Genomic DNA, 23,606 nt, shown 5'->3' on the forward strand with positions numbered 1-23,606 from the left:
TAACTACCTGAGAGCACCTCAGGCTCTGCAAGCACTTGACCCGGATGTGTCGGCATTGCATCCAGAGCAGCGCAGCTCGGAGTCCTAGAACCCGACTCCCATGCGCGAAGGCCTGCCGCATATGCGATCAAGCCGGTAGCATCCCGCAGGGGTGAGCTTGTCGTTACAAGCTGTTACGGCAGGGCCGAAGGGGTGGGCATGGCGGAGCCGGTAGAGAATCTGCTAGAAGCTCTCGCAAGGATGGAGAGTGAAGAGACTGGAACCCGAACCTTCGCACGTTACCAATGGCAGGCCAAACAAGCGGTACGGCACTGGCTCACATGCTTGAAATCCGACAGTGCCCCCATCGCGATCATTTGCGAGAAGCTCGAAGATCTAGCCATTATCTACCGTGATTTTGTGCGATTTGCGCAGCTAAAAACTCGTGATCGTGGGTCGTGGAGTGCGAACGCAACTTGCGACAAGGGCCATGGAATTGATTCGCTTATTCGCGCATACAAGGGTGCGCGCGAGGTCGGCGTTCACGAAAACTCTGCATTTGAACTGTGGCTCGAAGGACCCATGTCGGATCTTAAAGAAACTGTTAGTTTCTTCGAGAACCCTACGACTGCACCTAGCGCACTTCGCACCAAGATGGTCACGCTGGGTCTTCCTCGAGGCCACATAGACGATTTTCTCGGCCGTCTATTCATTCATGTCAAGCAGCCATCGCGAGCACACATCGATGCCGTCATCCTTCGGGAGATGGCTGCACTTTGGCCAGGCCAGTCAATACCCGAGCTAGAGGACGTGTACACGCGGCTCCTCGAAGGTGCCTCAGCAGCACAGGCAGGCGAGCCTCCAAATGGCGTAGTGCGCCGCCTCGTGGCTGAGTGCGTCGCGTCTCCTGACGAACCAACTGTGCCCGATGATCTAGCAGTTCATTTCCTGAGCAGATCGCAGATAACGTCGATGACTCCACCTCTGGCTAGCGAAACCGATCAAGACCTACTGGAACGCATGTCAGCTGGCGAAATAACCTCCATGCTGGAACTTAAGATGCGTCGCGCCGGCGTCAGTCCATCCGTGCTACAGCAAGCTCAGGACTTGCGCGCGCAGGCAGATATATCCAGGCAACTCCTCCTCGCCAGTCGCTCCGACGTTGACAGCCAGTTCGCGAAGCTAGACACCAGAATTTTGACTGTTGCGCGCGCAATCGCAGACAAAGCAAGTTTGAATTCTGCCACCAATCCTGTAGCCGCTGCACGACCCGCCGATTACATCAGCGCAGAACTACTAAGCAATCCGGGCATTCTTGGTCAGCTTGATAAGTCCGACCTATTTGAGGGAGACGGACTTGAGCTCTACGGATATTTGTGTCATCTGTCGGATGCGTGCCGATTCCCATGGAGAGCGGCATGAATAGATCTCTAGACGTACGGGAAACGATTCCGCGTCACAAGTTTCGTGCGACACCTGAGGCCGAAACACGCGTGCTTCTATTGATCGATGGGTTCAGCCACAAGCCGAGGGGAATCGGGCGATGCCTTGAGGGCCGCGTAAAGCTGGCGAAGCTGGACTTCTTGCTGCGCTATCCAAAACACTTAAGTCGAGTCCTTGAGAAGCTTGGCGTAGAAATTCAGCGTCCAGAACTACTTGATACGGATGCGCCGCTCGACTCACGGATGATGCGATACAAGTATGGGCCCTGGGATCCTTCTTACTACGCAGTTCTGGGCTCTCTAATCGGTCGGGGCCTGGTCAGAGTAGAACCTCTGGAAAGCGCTAACGGCCTCGGCTACTCTACAACCGCAATAGGAGCGGATCTGTCGGAGAGTTTGCGGGACGACGAGAGTTTCTATGTAATCGATAGCAGGATCAAGCTACTTCGTAGGCATCTGGATAAAAGCGGATCCACCCTGAAGAAATATCTGTATGAACTTCCCGAGGTGGCCGACTCTACTTGGCACGAGGAGTTGACGTGAACACCAGAAATGTTCCCTCACGCAGCCACACGCTTATGGTGCTCCACGTGGACTTCGTCGGTGCCAGGCGTTCAGTTGCATTGAAATCAGGGCTCAATGTGGTTCATGGAAACATCACCACCGGAAAGACGACCTTCGTGCGCTTGCTGCGGGCACTCCTGGGTACCGTCCCCTCAGGCCTTCCTTCCGAGACGGACGCTATCAGTGATATTCGAGCAGAGTTGCGCCTTGGAGGAAGGGAATGGCTCGTAAGTCGCCCTCTAGTAGTCACGCGCACTGCGCCTGTCGATGTAGCTGAAAAGTTCGAAACAGTAGATTCGGAGCCTGCCGCGTTCCGCGTGCCGGCCGTAGGGTCGAAAGCTTCGTTTGGGCGGTTCCTGCTCGAGCAGACCGGGATCCCTGTCGTTTCAGTACCGCAAGCGAGGTCGAAACCTACCGAGGGTCTAACGCCAGTAACCATCACGGACTGGCTGGGCTACTGTGTAATCACAGGCGATGAAATCGACTCTCAAGTATTCGGCCACCTGCACCCATTCCGCGATCAAAAGCGGCGATGGGTATTTGAGCTTATATATGGCCTTTATGATGCACAGGTGGCACGCTTGGTTGCCGATCTCAAAAGGATTGACTCACAAATCAACTCAATTGAGAGAGAGGGAGAGCTACAAGAGAAATTTCTCGCGGAGACGCCTTTCGCCGATCGGAACGTGATCGCAGATCGTGTCGCGGAAATTGATGCTTTGCTCGCGGCCAGTGAATCTGACGCTGCGACCGTTGCGACGAGTGTTATCGAGAGTCTTGATGTTGGTGAACTTCGCTCCGATCTACTGAGTCGACGATCGGAGGCGAGGAAGGTAGCTGAGGATATTCGTCGAAACGAGGCACAGGTCGGTGACCTACGCGACTTGAGCGAGCAGCTCCAGAGTCAGTTTTCGCGCTTGACTAGAGCTGTCATATCCGACGAATGGCTTGTTGACTTTGACTTTATCGTTTGCCCAAGGTGCGGCAACGACGTGACTCCTGCGCGATCGACGGACGATTGCTGCTACCTCTGCTTGCAACAGCCACGCCCCAGCGCAACAAGGGAATCCTTCCTGGCCGAACAGGACAGGATTGTCGGGCAGATCCAGGAGACAGAATCGGTCGTGGCTTCCAGAGAGAAGAGCTTGGAAGCACTGCGTTCCCGATACGCAAGCCTCACTCAGCAGGAACACGTACTAGCAACGCAACTCAATGGACGTACAGAGTCTTTCATCTCTGACAACGCTACAGAAATTCAGTCTCGCGCTGCCCGCCGTGCTTATTTGATGGCGGAAAAGGCAAAGTTGGCGGACTTCGCACTCCTCGTCGATCGCTTCAAGCGGACAGCACAAACTAAGCTAGAGCTAGAAGAGAGGAAGTTGACAATCCAAGATGCAATCGCGGAGCGTGAATTTGGTGAGTCGACTGCCGAGGTCAAGATTCGTGCACTGGAGGAGAAGCTCCTCTCCTATCTAACCAAACTCAATATCCCTACTTTCAGTGAGGATCTGAGTGTGGTAATTAACCGAAAAACATACCTGCCCGAGATCAGTGGCCGCACGTTTGATGAGCTGTCGAGTCAAGGCCTAAAGACCCTCGTCAACGTGGCCCATTCGTTGGCTCATCATGCCGTTGCTATCGACCTAGACCTGCCACTACCTGGACTCCTGGTGCTAGACGGCCTTTCAGCTAATGCCGGTCGCAAGGGCTTCGATGAGGATCGAATCCACGACATGTATCGACTCCTAATCGAAGTAGCTGCGGAGTACGGTGACCGGTTGCAAATCATCGCCGTGGATAATGATCCTCCGTCAGAATTCTGGGGAGATCTGGAGGATAGAGTAGTCCTTCACCTCACCCAGGAAGATAAGCTCGTACGCTTCTAGTCGCACATACGATCTTTCTTCCCGATGAGCCGGAAACGTCTTAAGTCGCGGAACGCCCTGCAATACGCAGCTGGGTCTGGTGTAGGGCCGCACGGACTGCCCTGGGTGTCCGTCGGTATGTTGGCCGTAGCCGCGCACCCGTGCTGTGTGAAAGCCGTGAAGCGGCTGAACACGCAGCACGGAAGCAGCGCTGATGTGTGGCCGGACGCCATGGGACGCTTGGCACCATAGGGGTGGAGACGTGAGAGGAGCCCAAGTGTCGGAGGCCAGTCCGCGCGGAACCTACCTGGTCATCTCGGAGGCTCTGCGGAAGCGAATCGAAGAGGGCGCGTTCGTCGACGGCCTGCCCTCCGAGGCAGAACTTGCGGACGCCCATAGTGTCTCGCGGAACACGATTCGTCGTGCGCTCAAGGCCCTCGAAACCGAAGGTGCACTTGAGTCTGTGCCCGGGGTCGGCTGGCGCGTCCCGCATGGCGGCGATCGGCGGCCCCTCGTGGAACGGATGATCTCCGTGATCGAAGACGACTCGCTCGCGGTGGGGGACGCCTACCCGTCGGAGGCGAGGCTCTGTGAGCGGTTCAGCGTCTCGCGTACCGCTGTGCGACGTGGCCTTGCTCAGATGGAAGGAACAGGATTGCTCCTCACGGTTCACGGCAGGGGGCGTACGGTGCGTGCCCTCCCGGCTTCCGCCGGCCAGCCGTAGTCTTGGTCGCCATGGGACTGAATGAGTGGGCGCACTCGCTATCCGAATCGCTGCTGTCGGACCCGCTGCCCCGGAGGTGGGCGCACTCCCTCGGGGTCGCCAAGCGGGCTCGGGCCCTTGCTCCGGTTCTCGGCGAGGACGCGGAACTCCTGGAAGCTGCCGCTGTGCTCCATGACGTCGGGTATTCGCCCGCGCTGGCCGTCACGGGCTTTCATCCGTTGGACGGCGCCCGGTTCCTCCGCAAGCAGGGGGCAGACGAACGGGTCGTTCGCCTTGTGGCTTATCACTCCTGCGCCGTCCTCGAAGCTGAGGAACGCGGACTCCGAGAAGAGCTTGAGAGCGAGTTCGAGCTTGAGCGCCCCGAGCTCGTGGACGCCCTTGTGTTCTGCGACATGACGACGACGCCGGACGGCGTGGAGACCACACCATCCGAGCGGCTGGACGAGATCGTGAAGCGGTACGGCCCGGACACCATCGTGGGCCGCTTCATCCAACGGGCGGCCCCGGAAATCCACGCAGCCGCAAGACGAGTCGAGGGGCGGCTCGCGCTGGTCAAGGCCGCCGATCAGCCGATGTAGGGCTCACGCCGTGAGTCGTCCAGGCCGTGCGTGATGCGCAGCCGCATGGACGGGTGGATGTCGAGGCCATCGAGGTCCGCTGGATCTATCCAGCGGACCTCTTTCGATTCGCTGCTGGTACGTAGCGAACCACCGACCGGACGAGCGCGGAAGCAGATCGAGAACTGCTGGCGCACCTCGCCGTCGTCGTACGCGATCACGTGGTGCGGGTCGGTGTAGAGACCCACGACGCTGTCGACCACCACAGCAATCCCGGTCTCTTCCGCCACCTCACGGGCGACGGTGTCGGCGACGCTCTCTCCAATATCGTGACCACCGCCCGGCAGTGCCCACAGATTGTTGTCGGTCCTGTGGATGAGGAGTAGTCGTCCACTGTCATCCCGGACGACTGCCGTGACCGAGGGAACGACCGAGTTTGCCTGGGGGGCCGACGGGTCGTTGTAGTGGTCGATTCGGCTCATGTGCCCTGGCCTCCGATGTCGTCTGGCTTGGAGATGGGCCGGGCGGACTCCCAGACGCGTTCCACGCTCTCAGCGTAGGTGTCGAACAGCTCTCCTCCTGGCACGCGTTGGAGGTGCAGGACTGGGGCCATGTACGCGCCGACGCCGTACAGGTGACCGTTCGCCAGCATCTCGTCGTCCGCCCTGTAGATCGAGTTGTAGAGCGTTGTGGAATGAAGGCGGAACTCGACCCCCGGGAGCCCGAACAGTGAGCCGTAGTTGAGCAGGGCGTTCCGAATCTTGCTGGCCATGGCGGGTCCGAGTCCCTCGTCCGACCCACGTGTTGCAACGGCGGCGCAGTCCGGATCCCCGAGCATGAACCGGATGGAGGTGCCGGCCGCCGACTTCTCTTTCACTACTTGGCGAAACGCGGCGTCTTCAGTGAGCCAGAAGCCGGAGTACACAAGCACGTCGAAGTGGTTCCTGGCCTGTGCGTACAGCTGTGGCCACAGACGGTTCGGCACGACGGAGCGATGTGGGTACAGCTGGACAAGCTCAGCGTTTCCAGCCTCAGTCACCTCGGCGGACGTGCGCTCCTCCTGCCACAGATATGACACCTCGGATTGCAGTAGCGACGCCGTGGCGTACTGGAATCTGCGATAGGGCTTGCGGTTCGGGTCGCTGATCCAGCGCTCAACAGTCTTGGCTGACACGCCTAACCTTGCGGCCACTTGATCAAGTGTCAGGCCGCTTTCAACGATCGCTCCGCGAAGCCTCTCGTTTGCCATGCCGCACTCTCCCCCGCTGGGACGACTTGGGACGACTTCACCGTAGCGAAGACGTCTGCCAGTCGTACATGTGCGGGGTCGATCGTCTTTGGCTTCGGCGCCAGTCTGGAAGCACATCGAGCGAGAGAGACGACTGAACCGCTCAGCCAGCGGGCTTGACGGCGCGAACTCCGCTCCGCATGATGAGGTACAGGTATTACATGTTCCTCATGGATGCCGCTCGGCATCGATGGGCGAACGCGCACTTCTGTCACACCGCTCAACAACTGCACAGCGTGATCCACCGCAGTACGACGGCCGTGACCGTTCCGGTCGAGGCGAGTGGAGACCAGCCGATCGAGACCGGGCCCGGTGTCACAACCGGGCCTCACCCCTCCGTGTGGGGGACACGCCATCGGCTCTAAAGAACCGCTACGGCACACCTTGAAGCTGCGACGACTTCCGGGATTTTCGGATCTCCCCGGAACGAACAGCGCCGTGCGAATTGGAGAACCGAACCTCTGACCGCTTCCTCGCGAAGCGGCCGGTTGCCTCCTCCGTCCGTCTCGTACGGGCGGGGTCGAGGGGAGCCGGAGATCGCCTTCCGCTTCATCTCGTCTGAACGGCGCGCGGCCCCGGTGGTTGGACACCGGGGCCGCTGTTCTGGGCCGTTCCACCGCGTAGGGAGAACCACGACCCATGAAGAACATTGTGGCCGGACACGTCGCGGCCAACACCATCGAGTTCATCGAACTGGCCCTTGGCACCCCCATTGAGCTGTGGCTTGGGGTGGAGGGCGAGAGCCAGAGCGAGCGTGCGGCCCGTCTGGACGCGGCCCGCGACATCCTCGCGGATAACCCCGACTTCCCCGACCGTGTGAGCCAGATCACCGCCGAGGCGATCGAGACGTTCGCGCCGGAGCTGTTCAACGTCATCCCGCTACCGCGGCCGTTCGGTCGTCGTCGGCCGTCCCGGAAGGCGGCAGCGGCATGACGACCACTTCGCAGACGCCGGATCGGCCGGCCGTTCCGCCCTTGACCCGCCCGGAAATGGGACTGGCCGGGGTCGGTGCGCTCGCCGCGGCGGGGGTCGGCGCCCTGGGCTTGATCTCCTCGTTCGATGCCGTGTCCGCTGCCGCGCTGCGGTGGGGGTTCGGTGCGCCGTGGATGCTGCCGGTCGGTATCGATCTGGCGATCCCGGTGTTCACCGTGGCGAACCTGATGCTGATCCGGATGGACATGGGGCTTGCCTGGGTCAGGTTCGTGCCTTGGGTCCTCACCCTGGTGACCTGTGGTCTGAACGTCTCGGCTGGCCACGGCACATGGGCGAAGGTCGCCCACGGCACGATGCCGCTCCTGTGGGTCGTGTTCTCCGAGATCGCCGCCCACATCTACGCGGTACGGATCGGTGCGGTGACCGGCCGCCGCATGGACAAGATCCGTGCCTCACGCTGGCTGCTCGCCCCGCTGTCGACGTTCGCCCTGTGGCGCCGGATGACGCTGTGGGAGGTCACCTCCTACGGTGACGCGCTGGCCCGCGAGCGGGAACGCCTGCTGGCCCGTGCCGAGCTGCGCGAGCGGCACGGCCGCCTGTGGCGGTCCAAGACGCCCCGCCCGGAACGGGTGCTGCTCAAGCTCGGGGAGCTCAACCCCGCGAGCGAGGCAGTACCGCCCGCCCCGGACCCGAAGCCCGAGGGCAAGCCCCCGGTCGAGTCCAAGCCATCTGCGAAGCGCCCGACTCGCCGCACGGCGGGCAAGGCGAACACCAAGCGGACCCCGGACGAGATCCTGTCCGAAGCTCGGGCGACCACGACCGGTTGGACGGACGCGGAGCTGACCGCGGACCGGATCCGGGCCGCGGTGCACGTCTCCCAGGCCACCGCCCGCATCCTGCGCGACACCCTCAAAAGCGAGCGGGCCGCCGGTCAGCCGCTGCACGCCGTCGACACCGAGCAGGACAACGACGGTGACGCCCCCGGGGCGGTGGCGGCATGAGCACGCTCTTAACCGCCCTGGCCGCGGCCGGACCGCTCGCGGCCGGGTGGTCCGTCCACACGGCATGGATGCGCCGACGGTTACAGACCGCCCGCCGTGACCCGCTCACCGGGCTCCGTACCCGCGACGGGTTCACTCGCCGGGCCACGGTCCTGTTGAAGGATCCGCGGGCGGTGGTGGTCCTCGCGGACGTTGACCACTTCAAGCAGATCAACGACCGCCACGGCCACGCCGCAGGCGATGCGCTACTGAAGGCGACCGCGGACCGGCTGGCCCACTACGTCGGCCGGCACGGGGTCGCTGGACGGCTCGGGGGCGATGAGTTCGCCGCGGTCGTCCTCGACGACCACGGCACCGCCGCCGACCTCCTCGCGGTCCTGCACGGCGTCCTCGCCCGCCCCGCGGACGGTCTCGATCCTGCGGTGCACACCACGGTGTCGCTGGGCTGGGTCCGTGCCGCCGACCACCCGGACGATGACCTGTCGGGTTTGCTGCGCCGGGCGGATGAGGCGATGTACGCCGCGAAGCAGGGCCGGGCGGGGGTCCGCCGGGCAGGGCTAGGCAGGCTGTTCGCCACCGTCACCGGTCGCCGCTCCGGCCGCCGCGGCTCTCGCACGGCCGCACCTGAGATGGGAGCGGTCGCCTGATGTCCCCGACGTTCGGCAAGTGCTACGACCCGACCGGCGCGATGCACGGGATACCGACGTTTCCATGGAAGTTCGCCCCTGACGGCTATGCCACCCGCCGCCAACTCCGTGACCGCGGGCTGCGCCCCGGTGGACAAGCAGTCGCCGCACAGATCATGCGCCGCTCCCGCCGCCGTAAGGCAGGCGTGGCGGTCGCGTTCCTGTACCGCATCGAGCTGGCCAAGCCGGTCCGCCCGATGACGCCGGCCAAGCGGGCCGCGCTCGCCAAAGCCATGACCGCACGGCGCACCTGCCCCGCCTGCCGGGTGGATGTCGGGTACTGCATCCCGACCTCGCTCGGCATGTGCCCCGGCTGCGCCTACCCCGAAGAACAGCGCGCCGCTTGAACTGCACAGCAACCGCCAAGCGAGGTCCGGACGGTAGGCCGTCCAAAGCGCCGTCCGGACCCCTTCCAACCCCTGTAGTCCGGGAAGGACTGTCAGTGAATCACGACGACGAAAGCGAACTCTTCAACCGACTCGAAGCCGACATGAAAGCCGCCGCACCCGACTCGGGCGGGGACGTAGTCGACCTCGACAAAGCACGGTCGGCCCGTTCCGAGTCGGCCGACCCCACCGCCGACCGGTCGGCCGACTCGTTCTCCACACGGTCGGGCGCCGAGTCGGGCGACCCGACCGAGCTCCTGATGGTCGATGGTCCGGCCGAAGTCGGCCCCGGGTTCCTGGGCCGAATCATGGGCGCGAAGCGTCGGGCGATTGTCCCGGCATGGCTGCGGTCGGCTGCCGAGTTCAAGACCGCCGCCCGCTGGGCCGCAGGCCACTACGGGCACCTGGCCGGGTACCACGCGCTGCGTTCCCCGTACTACGCGGCCCGGCTCGTGTTCCAGTCGCCGCGCGGTGCGGCAAAGTTCGTGGGCGGGACGATGCGGTGGGTCGCCGACCGCGAGGGCGAGCCGGTCCGACTCGCCTCGGTCCGTCGCGAGGACGCGGCCGAGTATCTGAAGCTCTCCCGGCAGCGGGACGGCCGCGTCCGGCTGCGGACCCTGATCACAGTGCTGGCCATGTTCGTTGGGCTCGGTGCCGCGCTCGCCATCTACGTCCTCGCCCCCGGCTGGCTCCAAGCCCTCTCGGTCGGGGCGGTGCTAATGGCGCTCGGGTCGGCCGGCACGCAGGCCGACGCACCGGTCATCACCCGAGCCGTGGAGATGACCAAGGCACCCAAGCTCACCTCTGACATTGTGCTCCGGGCACTTGGTGCGCTCGGCATCACGGCGATCAACCAGGTGCAGAGCAAGGGACGGGACGGGTTCACGTTCACCGCGCCGATCACCCGCGACGGTCCCGGATGGCGCGCGGAGGGAGACCTCCCGTACGGCGTGACCGTCACCGACGTGATCGAACGTAGGGACAAGCTCGCCTCCGGCCTACGCCGCCCACTCGGCTGCGTGTGGCCCGAAGCCGTCCCGGACGAGCACACCGGGCGCCTGGTCCTCTGGGTCGGGGACCAGGACATGTCGACCGCCACCAAGCCCGCATGGCCCCTGATCAAGGGCGGTTCCGTCGACCTGTTCAAGCCGGTCTCCTTCGGCACTGACCAGCGCGGACGCTGGGTCGACATCACCCTGATGTACATCGCAGGCGTCATCGGAGCCATCCCCCGCATGGGCAAGACGTTCCTGCTCCGCCTGCTCCTGCTCATCGCCGCCCTCGACACCCGCGCCGAGGTCCACACCTACGACCTCAAGGGAACCGGCGACCTCGACCCCGTCGGCGAGCGCGTCTCGCACCGCCACCGGGCCGGAGACGACGACGAGGACATCGAATACGCGCTCGCTGACCTGCGAGAACTGCGCACCGAACTCCGCCGCAGGGCGAAGATGATCCGGTCCCTGCCGCGGGACATCTGCCCCGAGTCGAAGGTGACGTCCGAGCTGGCGAACAAGCCGAAACTCGGACTGCACCCGATCGTCATCGGGGTCGACGAGTGCCAGGTGTGGTTCGAGCACCCCAAGCACGGCGGGGAGTTCGAGGAAATCTGCACCGACCTGGTCAAGCGCGGCCCCGCCACTGGGATCGTGCTGCTCCTGGCCACACAGCGCCCGGACGCGAAGGCACTGCCCACCGGGATCAGCGCGAACGCGTCGGCCCGGTGGTGCCTGAAGGTCATGGGGCAGCTGGAGAACGACATGGTCCTCGGCACGTCCAGCTACAAGCGGGGCATCCGGGCCACGATGTTCAGCTGGAAGGACAAGGGCATCCACTACTTCGTCGGTGAAGGCGCCGACGCCCGGATCGTCTCGTCCGTCTACGTCGACGCACCCACCGCCGAGGTGATCGGGCTGCGGGCCCGCCGCCTGCGCGAAGCCGCCGGAACCCTATCCGGGCACGCGCTCGGGGAAACGTTCGAGGCCAGTCAGGGCGCCGCGGACTCGCTGCTGCCGGACATCCTCGCGGTCATCCCCGCGGACGAGTCGAAGGTGTGGAACGAGACCGTGGTCGAACGCCTCGCGGACCTGCGGCCCGAGCGGTACGGCGACTGGGTCCGCATGTCCGGTGAGGAGCAGACCGCGCACCTGACCGCAGCACTCAAGCCGTACGGCATCGCGGCCGGGCAGGTGGGCCGCCGCATCGACGGCAAGTTCGTCAACAAGCGCGGTATCAAGCGCGACGACATCGCCACCGCAGTTGCGGAGCGTAACGGAAATCGGGACGCGAGCTGACCCGCAGGGGCTGCTATCGATAGCGCCACACCCTGCTATCGATAGCAGCCCCGATAGCGGCCCATCTGGCATCTGATCAGGCCACTAGCGCATAGCGGCCCACCTGCACAAACCCCTGAAACAGGCCCGGAGGCCCCGCCATGACCCCTGCCCTGCTCGCTAGCGCGCTCCTCCTCTTCGTCGCTCTCAGTTATGTATCCCTGTGTGCGTCCTCGCCGTTCGGGAACTGCCGCAAGTGCCACGGCTGGGGCTTTGCCATCAAGACCGACCGAAAGGGGCGCGCCAAGCGCGGTAAGGACTGCCATCGCTGCATGGCCACCGGCAAGCGGATACGCGTCGGCCGGCACCTCTACAACGTCGCCGCCCGCCTGCACCGCGACGGCACCCGCTAACCCACCTCGGCACCACCACACCGGAAGGGGGCCCGTCGTGGCCGTCACCGTCTCGCTGGTCCTGCTGTTCGGACTGGTCCTGTTCTTCCTGCTCCGCTCCAACACCCTCGGCTACGGCTCCGCGTTCATCGCCGTCATGTTCGGGTTCTTCCTCGCCTCCACCGGCGCCTCCGGACCCATCAACGAACTCACTACCGCCGTCATCGACGCCATCCCGGACCTGTAGGAGGACCCCGCCATGAACGAACAGATTGTCGCCCGCCACTGGGTCGCCCTCGCGGCCCCGAAGGCTGCCCCAGCCGTTGCTACATCCACGGTGCTGATTCTGGGGCGGATCTGGAATGCCAACGGAGCCGAACACTCTGTCGGCAACGCTGCGTTGATGGTCGTCCTCGCCGCGGGGGCCGCGACGGCTGGCGCGTTCGCCGCTACGGGCCGGGGTGGTGGTGACGGAGTGCTCGCCGCAACCGCGTTCGCCACCTCTGGTGGGCTCGCGCTGGCTGGGGTCGCCGGATACGCCGACGGACTCTCCTTGCCGCTGCTGCTGTGGGTGCTCGCCACTGCCGTGGCGTACGGGATCGCGGCCCGCTACTGGCGCACCGATGGCCGCGCCACCGTGGCGTATGAGCGGCAGACCACTGTCCGGCGCGAGGACCATGCGCACATCGAGCGGGTGGAGATGCTGCGCAGCCGCACACAGATCGAGGTGGCCCGCGAATCCGTCGCCTACGCCGACGCCCTCGCGCAGGCGCTCACCGCCCGCGCCACCCTGCCCGGCTTCGACCCGCAGGCACTCACCCGCGCGGGGCTCCCCGAACTCCCCGCCGCAGACCAGTAGCTGTGCCGAGGGCGGCCCCTTCTCACGCCAATGGTCCGGGGCCGCCCTCGTCCAGCACCTCACATCAGAGAACTGGAGGCATCCAGCATGACTCAACCTGTCCCGATCCGGCGAGTGCCGGATCAGGCGTTACGGGCTGTTGCCCTGTGCGCCGGCTACGGCGGTCTGGAAGCCGCGCTCGGTGCCGGCATCGGCGCGGTGCCCGTCGCCTACGCCGAGAACGACCCCTACGCCGCGAAGGTGTTCGCCGCCCATCACCCCGGCATCCCGAACCTCGGCGACATCACCCGGATCGACTGGGACCAGGTTCGGGCCCTGCATCGGCCCGACGTGATCGGAGCCGGGTTCCCGTGCCGCAACATCAGCAACGCAGGACGAAAGGACGGCATCAATGGCCAGTGGTCGAAGGTCTGGAAGAACGTTGCTCAAGCTGTGGGCGTCCTTCGACCCCGCTACGTCTTCCTGGAGAACGTGGCGGCGCTCCGCTCGAGAGGGCTGGACGTCGTCGCCGCGGACCTGGCCGCGATCGGGTATGGCGTCCGGTGGACATGTCTACGAGCTGGTGACCCCGAAGTCGGCGCCCCGCACCAGCGGGACCGGTGGTTCGCAGTTGCCCATCCCGCTGATGCCGACCCCCACGACCTCCGACGGCACTGGCGGCCCCGGCACGTCTCCGAAGCGCAAGGGCGGGATGAACCTGCGAACGCTGGTGACGAGGCTGCCGGTGACACCGGACGAGAAGGCGTCCTGAGCCTGCTTCCGTCCCCGACCGTCGCCGACTCGCGCGGCACCCGCAACTACACCGCCAAGCGGAGGCCGGGCGCCAAGTTCAACTCGGGCAAGACGCTCACGGACTTCGCTTGGCTGCTGTCCGACGAGCGGTGGATCTCTGTCGACGGCGTCGACTACAGCCCTGCCATCCGGCGCTGGGAAGGCATCCTCAACCGCCGTGCCCCCGAGCCGACCGACGTGGGCCGCACCGGTAACCGCCGCATCACTCCCGCGTTCGCCGAATGGCTCATGGGCCTGCCCACCGGCTGGGTCACCGCCGTCCCCGACATCCCCCGCAAAGAACAACTGCGCATCCTCGGCAACGGCGTCGTCCCCCAACAGGCCCACCACGCCTACGGGCAACTCCTCGGAGCCGTGCCCGCCCCGTGGAACACCACCGCCCCGCTGGAGGTGGCCGCATGAGCACCCACCTGACCACCGCCCTCGATCTGGCCGCCCGCGCGGTCCCGGTCCTGCCGCTACGGGCCGGGAAGCTCCCGTTCGGCAACTGCCGCCCCTGCACCAGCAACGCGTGCGGCGGCCGGCCGGTCATGAAGACGTCCGGGCCATGCGCGTGCCCCGGCGTCTGCCACGGCTGGGCCGCCGCCACCACCAACACCCACACACTCACCTCACCGCCGTGGCTACGTGCCTGGGCGCAGGCGCAGGCCGTCGCCTACCACCCCGGCGGGGCCAACCTCACCGTCGTCGACCTCGACAACGCGCAAGCCGTCGCCTGGGCGCATCAGACCCTGCCTGCCACCCGAACCGTGCCCACGACCCGCGGAGAGCACTGGATCTACCTGGGTGCGATGCGATCGGCGAACTCTGTCCGGTCGGGCGTAGACATCAAGTCGTCCATGGCCTACGCCCGTTGGCTCGGGCCCGGCACTGGCACCATCACACAGCTGCCGTCGGCCGCCCTGGCCCTGGTCGAGAGGGAAGAGACCACCCCCGCCCGGGGGGAGGTGGTCTCTTCCACCCCTGAGCGCGCCGTGTGGGATGCGACCGTGGCCACCGGCTGCCGGCACACCGAGCGGTATGTGCACACCGGCCTGGAGCGAGGGATCGCCTTGGTGCGATCCCGCACCGAGTCGGGCGCAGGTTCGCAGGCGTTCGGGGTGGCTCAGTTCCTGGCTGCGCAGCACGTGCGGTGCCCCGGACCGTGCGGCCTGGACGCCCTGGGGCAGCAGGTCGTCGCCGCAGCCGTCTCCGTCGGTGTCCCCGAGGCGTACGCGGAACGCGCCGTTGCCAACGGCCTCAACACGAACACGGGGAGGGCCGCATGAGCGACGGAACCATCGCCCTCCCGGAGGGCGAGCAGCTCGGGTTGACGGGCCTGCCGGACGCCCCAGAACAGCAGCCCCATACCGGGCGTGCGGCTGTTGCCCAGAAGTCGTCGGCCGCAGGCCGTCCGCTTCGTCTTGTCCGCCCTGACCAGCAGCCGCCCACGGGCACCGACCAGCCCCGTCGTGCGGTCCGGTGGCTGCACATCGTCGCCCCGCCGTCCTACTCCGCGACCCCGTCCGCCCGCTCCTGGTGCGCGTGCGGATTCGATCGGAAGGCCACAGGCCGAGCCGGGGTCCTCGCATTGATCGAAGCCCACACCGACCACCCCGAACACTGCCCGCTGCTCGGCAACACGGAAGGGAGCAAGGCCGCATGACCGCCGATCTGTGGGAGGGGTTCGACGCCCTCGACCCCGAGTCCATCACCGGCCCCGTGTGGGACGAGCCGGTACCCTTCAACCACCGCCGGGCGCTGCCCGCCTTCCCCGTGCACACGCTGCCGTCGTGGCTGGGGGACATGGTCGCTGCGGTGGCCGAGGAGACGCAGACCCCGGCCGATCTGGCCGGGTGCCTGGCCCTGGGCGTCATCGCGACGGCGGCTGGCGGCCGTGCCACCGTGTGCGTGCGCGGGCACTGGCGTGAGCCGGTGAACCTCTACACCGCCGTCGCACTGCCGCCCGGCAATCGGAAGTCCGCCGTGTTCGCCCTGATGACCGGCCCGTTGCTCGCGGTCGAGAAGACGCTCGTGGAACTGTCCGGCCCCCTACGGGCGGAGGCCGAGACCACGGCACGTCTGGCCAAGGCAGCAGCGGACAAGGCCGCTCAGAAAGCAGCAGCGGCCGAACTGGGGCTGCGGGACCAGCTCACCGCCGACGCCGTCCACCTGGCCCAGCAGGCCGAAGAACTGACCGTGCCGTGCAAGCCTCAGCTGGTCGCGGACGACGTCACCCCGGAAAGCCTCGCCACCCTGCTCGCAGAGCAGGGCGGCCGGATCAGCGTCATGTCCGCCGAAGGCGAGATCTTCGACATCATCGCCGGCCGCTACTCCGGCGCCCCGAACATGGGCATCTTCCTCAAGGGCCACGCCGGAGACATGACCCGCGTCAACCGCCAGGGCCGCGACGCCCAGCACATCGAGAACCCCGCCGTCACCATGGCCCTGGCCATCCAGCCCGAGGTCCTGGACTCGATCGGCCGGGTCAAGGGAGCCGACGGGCGAGGCCTGCTCGCACGGTTCCTCTACGCCAAGCCCGTCTCTCTCGTCGGGTCCCGCAACCTCACCCCGGAGCTCATCACCGAAGAGACCACCGCCACCTACGCCCAGCGCCTCGGTGGCCTGACGATGGTCCTCGCGGACTGGACCGACCCAGCCCTGCTCACCCTCACCCCCGAGGCCGACTCGGTCATGCTGGCCTACCAGAAGGTCACCGAATCCCGTATCGGCAAGGGTGGTTCACTCGCCCCGATCGTGAAGTGGGCCAGCAAAAGGGACGGGGCCGTGGCCCGCATCGCCGCCCTCATCCACCTGGCCACCCACCCCGACAACGGATGGGAGCTCCCGATCGAAGCGGCCACCATGGCCGCCGCGACCGAGCTGGGCGACTACTTCACTGCCCACGCCGTCGAGGTCTTCGACGACATGGGCGCCGACCCCGCACAGGAAGCAGCCCACCAGCTCCTGACCCACCTCAAGGAACAGCGCCTGTCCGGCTTCACGAAGCGCGACCTGTTCCGGGGCCTGGCGCGCGGGGACTTCCCCGTCATGACCGATCTGGACCCCGCGCTGGACCTGCTCGAAGAGCACGGATGGGTCCGGCAGCAGCCCCTGCCCCCGCGAACCGGCCGTGGCGGCCGGCCACCCTCGCCTCGCTACGACACCCACCCCAGCGTCACCCCGCCGCTCGCCGGCGCGTGACAGAACCCCCAACCCGCTGACAGAACTGACACAACCCCCGCTCCAACCCACTGACCTGCGCAAACGCCCATGATCACGGCTGTGACAGAACCTCCGAAAACTCTGACAGAACCTCCCCGCCCGGAAACGGGCGCTCTGACAGAACCCTCCGTCCGGAGGTTCTGTCAGAGTTTTTCGAGGTTTTGTCAGAGCACTCAAGGCCGGAGAAACGGCAGGTCAGCGGGATACCGGCGAGGTTCTGTCAGTTCTGTCAGCGATCCCAGCCCCTCAGCACCACCCGACCCGCCCGAGGAGCCCCGGTGACCCACACCCGCCCCGAGCAGCCTGACGCGCTCAGCACCCTGCGCGCCGGACTCCCTGACCACTACCTGACCCCGGAAGACCTCACCACCATGTTCCGCCTGCCGAGCGTCGAGACCGTCTACGCCTGGCGCAAGAAGCGCACCGGGCCGCCGGCCATGCGCATCGGCAAGCACCTGCGTTACGACCCCGCCGCCGTCCGCGCCTGGGCCGACAGCCTCATCGAGACGGACGCGGCCTAACCGATAGACGATCACACCAGCAGGGGCACGACCCACACGGGCCGTGCCCCTGCCCCATGTCACCTAGGAGCAGCCACCCATGGCAGGCCACATCCAAGACCGCTGGTACAAGACCGAGACTGGCCCCGATGGCAAGATCACCCGCACCAAGACTGATCGCCACGGCAACGGCAGTCGCTACCGCGCCCGCTATGTGGGCCCCGACGGCACAGAGCAGTCGAAGGCCTTCCCCGACCGGCAGAAGCGCCTCGCGGAACAGTGGCTCGCGCAGATCGAAGCCGACATGTCACGCGGCCACTACATCGATCCGGCCGCCAGCCGAACCACGTTCCGGCAGTACGCGGAACGCTGGATCGCCGCTCAGACCTCGAACGTGGCGTCTCGGGCGACCACGGAGACACAACTTCGACTGCACGCTTTCCCCTACCTCGGGTCGCGACCGCTCGCTTCCTTCCGGCCGAGCCACATCCGTACATGGACGCGCCAGTTGGAAGACGCCGGGTTGGCGTCGTCGTACCGGCGGAGCATCTTCGCGACGGTCTCGGCTGTGCTGACCGCGGCCGTTGACGACACCTTCATTCCTCGGAACCCCTGCCGATCCAGCTCCGTCAAGGCACCAAAGCCGAGCGGAGAGCGCGTCACACCTTGGACCAGGGAGCAGACGTTCGCCGTACGGGAGGCACTTCCCCAGCGGTACCAAGCCATGGTGGATGTCGGTGCGGGATGCGGTCTGCGGCAGGGCGAGATCTTCGGGCTCCCCGTTGACGCGGTGGGCTTCCTTACGGGCTGGCTGCACGTTGGTTTGCAAATCAAGGTGGTGAAGGGCCGGTCGTTCTTCGCCCTGCCAAAGGGGGAGAAGACCCGCGATGTGCCGCTACCCGACCAGGTAGGGCAGGTGCTGGCGCAGCACATCAAGCGATACCCGCCCGTCAGCGTGACTCTCCCCTGGCTGAAGCCTGACGGACCGCCCCTCACCCGATCTCTTGTCTTCACGGGCCCGCGCGGCAACCACGTCTACCGAAGCAACTTCAACATCAGCCCATGGAAACCCGCCCTTGCTACAGCAGGGCTCATCACGAAACCGGAGGAGAAGGGGCAGCCTCTGCCCTCGGCTCGCGAGCACGGAATGCACGCACTACGGCACTTCTACGCGTCCGTGCTCCTGGACGCGGGAGAGAACATCAAGGCTCTGAGCAACTACCTCGGTCACACGGACCCTGGCTTCACTCTGAAGGTGTACACGCACCTCATGCCGAGCAGTGAAGGCCGTACGCGGAAGGCCGTGAACAGGCTCTACGAGAGCGCCAGCAAGAGTGATAACGGGCCAGGTACGGCCCAAGCCGCATAGAACACAGGCGAGGTAGCGGGACAGCGGCCAGGCCCACGGCCCCTGACGCGGTATCCGGTGTGAGCGACAGCCGACACCGACTCCTACCGCTCGCCACCACCCGCGCCCAAGCAGAACGAGCAGCCGTCTGAGCCCAGTCCGCTTGCTCTATCGAACTGGCCCGCACTCATCGACGATCACAGTCGGCTCCGACAGGAAGACATCCCAGTCGACGTGGCCATAAGCGATGTTGAACGTGTCGAGCCAGTACCACCACCCGCGGATTCCCAGCGCGCTGGTGAACCGGTAGTTCAACTGCCAGCGGACCCGCTGCCCGGGAAGTAGTCGAACTGCCGGCGGCCTGCGCGGCCGAGGAGGCAAGCCGAAGAGCGGCTCCACACGAGCTAGCACTCGGAGCCGATCGCCTTCGTCCCGCAGGCTGACACCGATCTCGCGAAGGTCCTTCTGGCTCGAACGCAGCTCGAAGCCGTCACGCTCGGACATCTGGACGAAGTCGGCAAACCCAGGGGGCACCTGAGGCAACGAGAAGCCGACCGGCGCCGCGTTCCTGCGGGCAGCGGCCTCCCCGCCCCGAGACTGCTTTGTCCAGGACGTCTTGATGCACTGCACCGTGATGTCCACTGCACCTGCCTCTCGCCCAGAGCCTACGGTCAACATTTGCTTGACGTCACTCACGTTCCGACGCAACTGCCTGCTGCCAGTCCTCAGCCACATTCCAGAAGGTCAAAGACTCAGACCGCTCTCCGAAACCGCCTACAAGCACTCTCCGGTCTCACCTACGCAGCCAGGCTTAGCCAGCGCAGCCGCGCAACTCGGCCGGTGGACAGGGAGGAACTTGCGAGAGGTTAGCAATGGGCGGAGCGTGGAGTTACGGGGGATCAGCAGAACTCGGGGGTCGCCACAAGACAAGGACCATCATGACCAGAAATCCGCGTAGGCGAATCCCCAGGTTGGCGTGTGCGTCTCTTTTGGCCTCGGCGCTTGCCTTTTCAATAGCTGCGCCCGTAGCCCAGGCGGCACCACAGACCACCGCATCAAAGACCACCGCATCAGTACCAAGCAGCCGGTGGTGCGACCAACACCCACGCAAGTGTGGCCGGGACCCCGGACGCGGCAATACCGTTTGCACCACCACCAAGCAGCGGGTCTACAACTACCGCACGCGGACATGGGTGTACACGTACAGGGAGGTCTGTACACGACGCGGCTGGTAGGCGCGGTCAGGGCGTGAGCGCCCTCGTTCGAGATTGCGGGGGCGTCAACCGCATTTGCGTCTCCCAGGCTTGGCCGCCGGGTCGATTGCATGTGGGGGAACTGACGGCGGCCGTCCAACTCTGGGTGGGGCGCCGCGAGTTGTCACCGTTTCAATGAAACTGACCCCCGGGAGGATAAAGCCCATCGCCATAAGCGCATCCTCTACGCGCACAAGGACATCGTCATGACTACCAGCGTCCGCCGGAAAATCCCCAAGCTCATCTGCGCATCCTTCCTCACCACTGGGCTCCTCGCCTCCACAGGAGCCACCACTGCCGTGGCAGCCTCCCCATCGCCCAATGAGATAACGGCCGGAGCACCGGCGGACGGCGGCGGGGACGGCGGCGACTGGCCCGGCGGTGGTGGCGGCGGGGGCGGTGGCGGTGACTGGCCCGGCGGAGACGGCGGCCACCGCGACCCCGGTGGAGGCGACTGGCCCGGCGGAGATGGAGGCCACCGCGTCCCTGGTGGCGGAGACGGGGGCCACCGCGTCCCTGGTGGCGGAGACGGGGGCCACCGCGTCCCTGGTGGCGGAGACGGGGGCCACCGCGTCCCTGGTGGCGGAGACGGAGGCCACCGCGTCCCTGGTGGCGGAGACGGAGGCCACCGCGTCCCTGGTGGCGGAGACGGAGGCCACCGCGTCCCTGGTGGCGGAGACGGAGGCCACCGCGTCCCTGGTGGCGGAGACGGAGGCCACCGCGTCCCTGGTGGCGGAGACGGAGGCCACCGCGTCCCTGGTGGCGGAGACGGAGGCCACCGCGTCCCTGGTGGCGGAGACGGAGGCCACCGCGTCCCTGGTGGCGGAGACGGAGGCCACCGCGTCCTCGGCGACCACACGAGCACAGCCGATGGGGGCCTCATCACGTGCAACTGGAAGGAGCCGATAATCTTTCAGCCAGCTTGCTGGGGGCAGACACCGCCGAAACCGCCGCCCAAGACGACGGAAGAGCCCAAGGCTAAGTGTCACGTCAGGGCGGGAGGACCCCCGGTAGTCGCTGGCCGGGATGGTGTCCAGGCCATAGTGAGCGATTTGCCTACAAACTCTACGGTCACAGTTGACTGGGGAGGGCTGTCTGAACCAGTCACACTCCCGGTCAATAACGAGGGTCGGGCTATCGCCTTCTTGGGCACCGTGCCCCAGTCGACACGTCCCGGGCCTCACTCGGTGAAGTTCACGACCCTTGACGGGACCACTTGCTTTGGCACTTTCACCGTGACCAGCGGCCATTAACTGGGCCCTGTCTGCAGGCGAGGAGACTTCTTCGTCCCGCGCACCGTGTCGAGCACCTCCTGCTGAAACTTCAGCTCGGGCGGCTCCACACGGAGCTCGGGGTCCAGGTGGGCCTCGATCCGCGCGAGGGTGTAGGCGTCGGCCACGTCGTGGTTCGGCGCCTCGAACTGCCAGCGCATGTACACCGCGAGCAGCATCTTGTCCTTGTCGGCCCGGCCGGAGCCGGTGACGTACTTCTTGACGGACGGCGGGGCGACCGCGTGCAGCAGGCCCGGGTGCCACGTCTGCACGAGCGCCAGGCGCAGGACGCCGCACAGTTCGCCCATTTCCTCACGCTTGAACTTTGCGCCGTAGGCGTACCCTTCGAAGGCGACGGCGCCCACCGTGCCGGCCAGGCGTTGAGCGTGGAAGAACTCGCGCAGAGTCCAGTGGACGTGCACCATGCGCCGCGGGCAGGTGCCGGCCGTCTTGGGGGAGAAGTCGAACCGCTCGACGCCGGTGTGGCCGGTGGCCGGGGTGTAGGTGACGATGGCGCAGCCGCTGCAGGACTGGTCGATGCCGAGGTAACTGCGCGGCATCAGACTCCCCAGCGGTTGGCGCGGGCCTCGGTGTCGCGGGAGTTCTGCCGGCGGGTGAGGTCGCGCGAGCAGAAGTTGGCGCGGGCCTCGGCATTGCTGTGGATTATGTCGAGGGCCTCGCACAGGCTCAGGGCGGCGACGTGACGAACTGGCCGTAGAGGTTCATCAGCTCCTGGTCGGTCAGCGCGGTGATGTCACGCGGGAGCGCGGGGAGGTAGCCGTCGGGCCGCTCCTCCTTCTCGAAGGCCATGCCTTCGAGCTCGTCCCAGAGTCGGTCGGCGGCGGTAGTCACTCCGCCTCCTTGAATTCCAGGAAGGACGAGCAGCCGATACGGCCGTTGATGTTGCAGTGGGGTGCGATGTCGGCGGCGACGCAGTCGCAGATCGCGGCGGCGGCGTCGGCGTCGGCGTCGGCGTCGGCGTCGGCGTCGATGAGCGGTTCGGAGAACGACTCGTCGTAGGTGACGGTGAAGGACTTCGTTTCCTGAGTCGATTTGAAGTCGTAGAAGAACACCGTGCGGTCGACTTCGAGATCCTCGAAGTGCACGCCGAGGTACATGTAGAGCTGGGTCTGCCGCACCGCGGAGGGCAGTGGCCGGCGGAAGTCACGCCAGAGCCGGGTGAGGTCGGGGAGCTTGCCGAACTCGTCGGTGTCGACCGTGTAGCGCTCCAGGAACTCGGGGCGTTCGTAGCGCAGGGAGCCGAGCCCGAGGGTTTTGATTTCGATGAGCGAGTTGTCGTGCGGGGAGTAGCACCGACGGCCCAGAGACGGCCCAGCCACCAGAAGTAGACCCCTCAGGTGCACCAAACGCGCAGGTAGGGGGCCTGCTCTTGTCCGTTCGCTGCCAGTTCTCCGGGCTTAGGCATGGTTCCTCCAGTGTTGCAGACACGCCGCGGTGGCAGAGGCCTTCGCCAGGTCAGGGCGGGTGAGGTGCACACACGCCCGGTCGTCGTCGGTCGCCATCGGCCGACGTCGCGGCCCTTTGACGGCCCACCGACGGCCCGGAGCCGTCCCAGCCGCCCCGAGGGACAGTGACCGATCGCACTACGGAGAGAACGTGCGCAGAGCGTCCCACCGGGACCTAGAATCGAATACGTGTCCGAAAACCTCTCTCGTCTGGATCGCCTGCGCATCGTGCGCGAGTGGCAGGCGTACCAGCTCGGCCGAACCGATCGGACCATCGCCGAGCTGGAAGAACGCGAGGCCACGGCCGCCCGGGCAGCACGCACCCTGCCGCCACCGGCACCCGACTGGAAGCTCTCCCTGCAGCGCGCGGGCGGCACCTCCCATGCCGACGCCGTCCACACAGGCGACTGCGGCATGGGCGGCAGGAGAACGAAGCCGATGACCCGGGAGCAGGCCCTGCGCGCGCTCACGGAAGACGGCATCACGGCCTGCGCGTACTGCCGGCCGGACAGAGAGCTTGGAGTGCTGTGAACCGAAGACCGTCAGAACCCGAGGACATGAGCGAAACACCCATCGTCATCCACCGCCCAGCCGGAACGGGAGGCCGTCGGGTGACGATCCGCGCCCAGGTCGCCGGCCTCGCCCGCAGCGACGACGACGTGATCGAGTTCCTGCGCCGCGCAGGCCTGCCCGACGCCGGTGACGTACTCGACGACCCGCAGTGGGTGCAATGGCAGGGCGGCCACCCACACGAGTACGGCGCGGCCTCTGCCTGTGAGTCCACCGGTCACTGCAGGTAGACCCCACAGCAACGTTCGAGTCG

Annotated in this window: 28 protein-coding genes; 22 read left to right on the forward strand and 6 right to left on the reverse strand. The window is 65.9% G+C overall.

What is annotated here, in order from left to right:
- Positions 1-198: 198 nt before the first annotated feature.
- From OG963_RS15250 to OG963_RS15270, 5 genes are all read left to right on the forward strand, one after another.
- Positions 199-1,401: a dsDNA nuclease domain-containing protein gene (locus OG963_RS15250; protein WP_371799149.1), complete on the forward strand. Its 1,203-nt coding sequence runs from the start codon at positions 199-201 to the stop codon at positions 1,399-1,401.
- Positions 1,398-1,964 carry a hypothetical protein gene (locus tag OG963_RS15255; RefSeq protein ID WP_371799150.1) on the forward strand — a complete coding sequence of 189 codons (567 nt, stop codon included), beginning with the start codon at positions 1,398-1,400 and terminating at the stop codon, positions 1,962-1,964. The genes OG963_RS15250 and OG963_RS15255 overlap by 4 nt, the downstream gene beginning before the upstream one ends.
- Positions 1,961-3,871, forward strand: a complete 1,911-nt coding sequence (locus OG963_RS15260) for a hypothetical protein (RefSeq protein ID WP_371799151.1) — start codon at positions 1,961-1,963, stop codon at positions 3,869-3,871. The genes OG963_RS15255 and OG963_RS15260 overlap by 4 nt, the downstream gene beginning before the upstream one ends.
- 256 nt (positions 3,872-4,127) lie before the next feature.
- Positions 4,128-4,574 (forward strand): GntR family transcriptional regulator, encoded by a 447-nt coding sequence (locus OG963_RS15265; protein WP_371799152.1) that lies wholly within the window; start codon positions 4,128-4,130, stop codon positions 4,572-4,574.
- 11 nt (positions 4,575-4,585) lie between these two features.
- Positions 4,586-5,152 (forward strand): HD domain-containing protein, encoded by a 567-nt coding sequence (locus tag OG963_RS15270; RefSeq protein ID WP_371799153.1) that lies wholly within the window; start codon positions 4,586-4,588, stop codon positions 5,150-5,152.
- Here the strand turns inward: OG963_RS15270 and OG963_RS15275 are convergent.
- Both OG963_RS15275 and OG963_RS15280 read right to left on the reverse strand, forming a co-directional pair.
- A complete protein-coding gene (locus OG963_RS15275) occupies positions 5,140-5,613 on the reverse strand; it encodes an NUDIX domain-containing protein (RefSeq protein ID WP_371799154.1) in 474 nt (157 codons plus the stop codon). The genes OG963_RS15270 and OG963_RS15275 overlap by 13 nt on opposite strands.
- Positions 5,610-6,380 carry a helix-turn-helix domain-containing protein gene (locus tag OG963_RS15280; RefSeq protein ID WP_371799155.1) on the reverse strand — a complete coding sequence of 257 codons (771 nt, stop codon included), beginning with the start codon at positions 6,378-6,380 and terminating at the stop codon, positions 5,610-5,612. Before OG963_RS15280 ends, OG963_RS15275 begins: the two co-directional genes overlap by 4 nt.
- A gap of 678 nt (positions 6,381-7,058) precedes the next feature.
- On the opposite strand from OG963_RS15280, the gene OG963_RS15285 reads away from it, so the two are divergent.
- The 14 genes from OG963_RS15285 to OG963_RS15350 all read left to right on the forward strand — a co-directional run bounded on the left by OG963_RS15285 (position 7,059) and on the right by OG963_RS15350 (position 18,814).
- Positions 7,059-7,352 (forward strand): hypothetical protein, encoded by a 294-nt coding sequence (locus OG963_RS15285; RefSeq protein ID WP_371799156.1) that lies wholly within the window; start codon positions 7,059-7,061, stop codon positions 7,350-7,352.
- Entirely contained in the window at positions 7,349-8,353 is a 1,005-nt protein-coding gene (locus tag OG963_RS15290; protein ID WP_371799157.1) for a DUF2637 domain-containing protein, read from the forward strand. Before OG963_RS15285 ends, OG963_RS15290 begins: the two co-directional genes overlap by 4 nt.
- The gene (locus OG963_RS15295) at positions 8,350-9,000 is read left to right on the forward strand and encodes a GGDEF domain-containing protein (RefSeq protein ID WP_371799158.1); all 651 of its coding nucleotides are present in this window, start codon (positions 8,350-8,352) and stop codon (positions 8,998-9,000) included. The genes OG963_RS15290 and OG963_RS15295 overlap by 4 nt, the downstream gene beginning before the upstream one ends.
- Positions 9,000-9,386 (forward strand): RRQRL motif-containing zinc-binding protein, encoded by a 387-nt coding sequence (locus tag OG963_RS15300; protein ID WP_371799159.1) that lies wholly within the window; start codon positions 9,000-9,002, stop codon positions 9,384-9,386. Before OG963_RS15295 ends, OG963_RS15300 begins: the two co-directional genes overlap by 1 nt.
- Before the next feature lie 95 nt (positions 9,387-9,481).
- A complete protein-coding gene (locus OG963_RS15305) occupies positions 9,482-11,719 on the forward strand; it encodes a cell division protein FtsK (RefSeq protein ID WP_371799160.1) in 2,238 nt (745 codons plus the stop codon).
- A 140-nt stretch (positions 11,720-11,859) separates the two neighbouring features.
- Positions 11,860-12,111: a hypothetical protein gene (locus OG963_RS15310; RefSeq protein WP_371799161.1), complete on the forward strand. Its 252-nt coding sequence runs from the start codon at positions 11,860-11,862 to the stop codon at positions 12,109-12,111.
- Positions 12,112-12,148: 37 nt separating this feature from the next.
- The gene (locus tag OG963_RS15315) at positions 12,149-12,337 is read left to right on the forward strand and encodes a hypothetical protein (RefSeq protein ID WP_267001827.1); all 189 of its coding nucleotides are present in this window, start codon (positions 12,149-12,151) and stop codon (positions 12,335-12,337) included.
- 12 nt (positions 12,338-12,349) lie between these two features.
- Positions 12,350-12,949: a hypothetical protein gene (locus OG963_RS15320; RefSeq protein ID WP_371799162.1), complete on the forward strand. Its 600-nt coding sequence runs from the start codon at positions 12,350-12,352 to the stop codon at positions 12,947-12,949.
- A gap of 87 nt (positions 12,950-13,036) precedes the next feature.
- Entirely contained in the window at positions 13,037-14,143 is a 1,107-nt protein-coding gene (locus OG963_RS15325) for a DNA cytosine methyltransferase (protein ID WP_371799163.1), read from the forward strand.
- Positions 14,140-15,009, forward strand: a complete 870-nt coding sequence (locus tag OG963_RS15330; protein ID WP_371799164.1) for a DNA primase — start codon at positions 14,140-14,142, stop codon at positions 15,007-15,009. The genes OG963_RS15325 and OG963_RS15330 overlap by 4 nt, the downstream gene beginning before the upstream one ends.
- Positions 15,006-15,386: a hypothetical protein gene (locus OG963_RS15335; RefSeq protein WP_371799165.1), complete on the forward strand. Its 381-nt coding sequence runs from the start codon at positions 15,006-15,008 to the stop codon at positions 15,384-15,386. The genes OG963_RS15330 and OG963_RS15335 overlap by 4 nt, the downstream gene beginning before the upstream one ends.
- Positions 15,383-16,924 carry a YfjI family protein gene (locus tag OG963_RS15340; protein ID WP_371799166.1) on the forward strand — a complete coding sequence of 514 codons (1,542 nt, stop codon included), beginning with the start codon at positions 15,383-15,385 and terminating at the stop codon, positions 16,922-16,924. Before OG963_RS15335 ends, OG963_RS15340 begins: the two co-directional genes overlap by 4 nt.
- A 299-nt stretch (positions 16,925-17,223) precedes the next feature.
- Entirely contained in the window at positions 17,224-17,466 is a 243-nt protein-coding gene (locus tag OG963_RS15345) for a helix-turn-helix domain-containing protein (protein WP_371799167.1), read from the forward strand.
- 79 nt (positions 17,467-17,545) lie between these two features.
- Positions 17,546-18,814 (forward strand): tyrosine-type recombinase/integrase, encoded by a 1,269-nt coding sequence (locus OG963_RS15350; protein WP_371799168.1) that lies wholly within the window; start codon positions 17,546-17,548, stop codon positions 18,812-18,814.
- A 147-nt stretch (positions 18,815-18,961) separates the two neighbouring features.
- On the opposite strand, the gene OG963_RS15355 is transcribed toward OG963_RS15350, so the two are convergent.
- On the reverse strand, positions 18,962-19,435 hold the full coding sequence (locus OG963_RS15355) for a hypothetical protein (protein WP_371799169.1): 474 nt from the start codon (positions 19,433-19,435) through the stop codon (positions 18,962-18,964).
- A gap of 1,016 nt (positions 19,436-20,451) precedes the next feature.
- Between OG963_RS15355 and OG963_RS15360 the strand changes: the two genes are divergently transcribed.
- Positions 20,452-20,955, forward strand: coding sequence for a hypothetical protein (locus OG963_RS15360; RefSeq protein ID WP_371799170.1), 504 nt, complete (start codon positions 20,452-20,454; stop codon positions 20,953-20,955).
- A gap of 340 nt (positions 20,956-21,295) precedes the next feature.
- Here the strand turns inward: OG963_RS15360 and OG963_RS15365 are convergent, their stop codons facing one another.
- The 3 genes from OG963_RS15365 to OG963_RS15375 all read right to left on the reverse strand — a co-directional run bounded on the left by OG963_RS15365 (position 21,296) and on the right by OG963_RS15375 (position 22,657).
- A complete protein-coding gene (locus OG963_RS15365; protein ID WP_371799171.1) occupies positions 21,296-21,877 on the reverse strand; it encodes a hypothetical protein in 582 nt (193 codons plus the stop codon).
- A 127-nt stretch (positions 21,878-22,004) separates the two neighbouring features.
- A complete protein-coding gene (locus tag OG963_RS15370) occupies positions 22,005-22,169 on the reverse strand; it encodes a hypothetical protein (protein ID WP_371799172.1) in 165 nt (54 codons plus the stop codon).
- Positions 22,166-22,657 carry a hypothetical protein gene (locus OG963_RS15375; RefSeq protein ID WP_371799173.1) on the reverse strand — a complete coding sequence of 164 codons (492 nt, stop codon included), beginning with the start codon at positions 22,655-22,657 and terminating at the stop codon, positions 22,166-22,168. Before OG963_RS15375 ends, OG963_RS15370 begins: the two co-directional genes overlap by 4 nt.
- A 315-nt stretch (positions 22,658-22,972) precedes the next feature.
- Between OG963_RS15375 and OG963_RS15380 the strand changes: the two genes are divergently transcribed.
- Together OG963_RS15380 and OG963_RS15385 are read left to right on the forward strand one after the other, a co-directional pair.
- Positions 22,973-23,314, forward strand: coding sequence for a DUF6233 domain-containing protein (locus OG963_RS15380; RefSeq protein WP_093778590.1), 342 nt, complete (start codon positions 22,973-22,975; stop codon positions 23,312-23,314).
- Positions 23,315-23,340: 26 nt separating this feature from the next.
- The gene (locus tag OG963_RS15385) at positions 23,341-23,583 is read left to right on the forward strand and encodes a hypothetical protein (RefSeq protein ID WP_093778592.1); all 243 of its coding nucleotides are present in this window, start codon (positions 23,341-23,343) and stop codon (positions 23,581-23,583) included.
- The last annotated feature ends 23 nt before the right edge of the window (positions 23,584-23,606 follow it).

Source organism: Streptomyces sp. NBC_01707 (assembly GCF_041438805.1).
Classification (GTDB): domain Bacteria; phylum Actinomycetota; class Actinomycetes; order Streptomycetales; family Streptomycetaceae; genus Streptomyces.

Bases quoted from the DNA above. Each gene is read 5' to 3' on its own strand.
- OG963_RS15250 (WP_371799149.1), top strand. From the start codon at position 199: ATGGCGGAGCCGGTAGAGAATCTGCTAGAAGCTCTCGCAAGGATGGAG.
- OG963_RS15255 (WP_371799150.1), top strand. From the start codon at position 1,398: ATGAATAGATCTCTAGACGTACGGGAAACGATTCCGCGTCACAAGTTT.
- OG963_RS15270 (WP_371799153.1), top strand. From the start codon at position 4,586: ATGGGACTGAATGAGTGGGCGCACTCGCTATCCGAATCGCTGCTGTCG.
- OG963_RS15275 (WP_371799154.1), bottom strand. From the start codon at position 5,613: ATGAGCCGAATCGACCACTACAACGACCCGTCGGCCCCCCAGGCAAAC.
- OG963_RS15280 (WP_371799155.1), bottom strand. From the start codon at position 6,380: ATGGCAAACGAGAGGCTTCGCGGAGCGATCGTTGAAAGCGGCCTGACA.
- OG963_RS15285 (WP_371799156.1), top strand. From the start codon at position 7,059: ATGAAGAACATTGTGGCCGGACACGTCGCGGCCAACACCATCGAGTTC.
- OG963_RS15290 (WP_371799157.1), top strand. From the start codon at position 7,349: ATGACGACCACTTCGCAGACGCCGGATCGGCCGGCCGTTCCGCCCTTG.
- OG963_RS15295 (WP_371799158.1), top strand. From the start codon at position 8,350: ATGAGCACGCTCTTAACCGCCCTGGCCGCGGCCGGACCGCTCGCGGCC.
- OG963_RS15300 (WP_371799159.1), top strand. From the start codon at position 9,000: ATGTCCCCGACGTTCGGCAAGTGCTACGACCCGACCGGCGCGATGCAC.
- OG963_RS15310 (WP_371799161.1), top strand. From the start codon at position 11,860: ATGACCCCTGCCCTGCTCGCTAGCGCGCTCCTCCTCTTCGTCGCTCTC.
- OG963_RS15320 (WP_371799162.1), top strand. From the start codon at position 12,350: ATGAACGAACAGATTGTCGCCCGCCACTGGGTCGCCCTCGCGGCCCCG.
- OG963_RS15325 (WP_371799163.1), top strand. From the start codon at position 13,037: ATGACTCAACCTGTCCCGATCCGGCGAGTGCCGGATCAGGCGTTACGG.
- OG963_RS15330 (WP_371799164.1), top strand. From the start codon at position 14,140: ATGAGCACCCACCTGACCACCGCCCTCGATCTGGCCGCCCGCGCGGTC.
- OG963_RS15335 (WP_371799165.1), top strand. From the start codon at position 15,006: ATGAGCGACGGAACCATCGCCCTCCCGGAGGGCGAGCAGCTCGGGTTG.
- OG963_RS15340 (WP_371799166.1), top strand. From the start codon at position 15,383: ATGACCGCCGATCTGTGGGAGGGGTTCGACGCCCTCGACCCCGAGTCC.
- OG963_RS15350 (WP_371799168.1), top strand. From the start codon at position 17,546: ATGGCAGGCCACATCCAAGACCGCTGGTACAAGACCGAGACTGGCCCC.
- OG963_RS15365 (WP_371799171.1), bottom strand. From the start codon at position 21,877: ATGCCGCGCAGTTACCTCGGCATCGACCAGTCCTGCAGCGGCTGCGCC.
- OG963_RS15385 (WP_093778592.1), top strand. From the start codon at position 23,341: ATGAGCGAAACACCCATCGTCATCCACCGCCCAGCCGGAACGGGAGGC.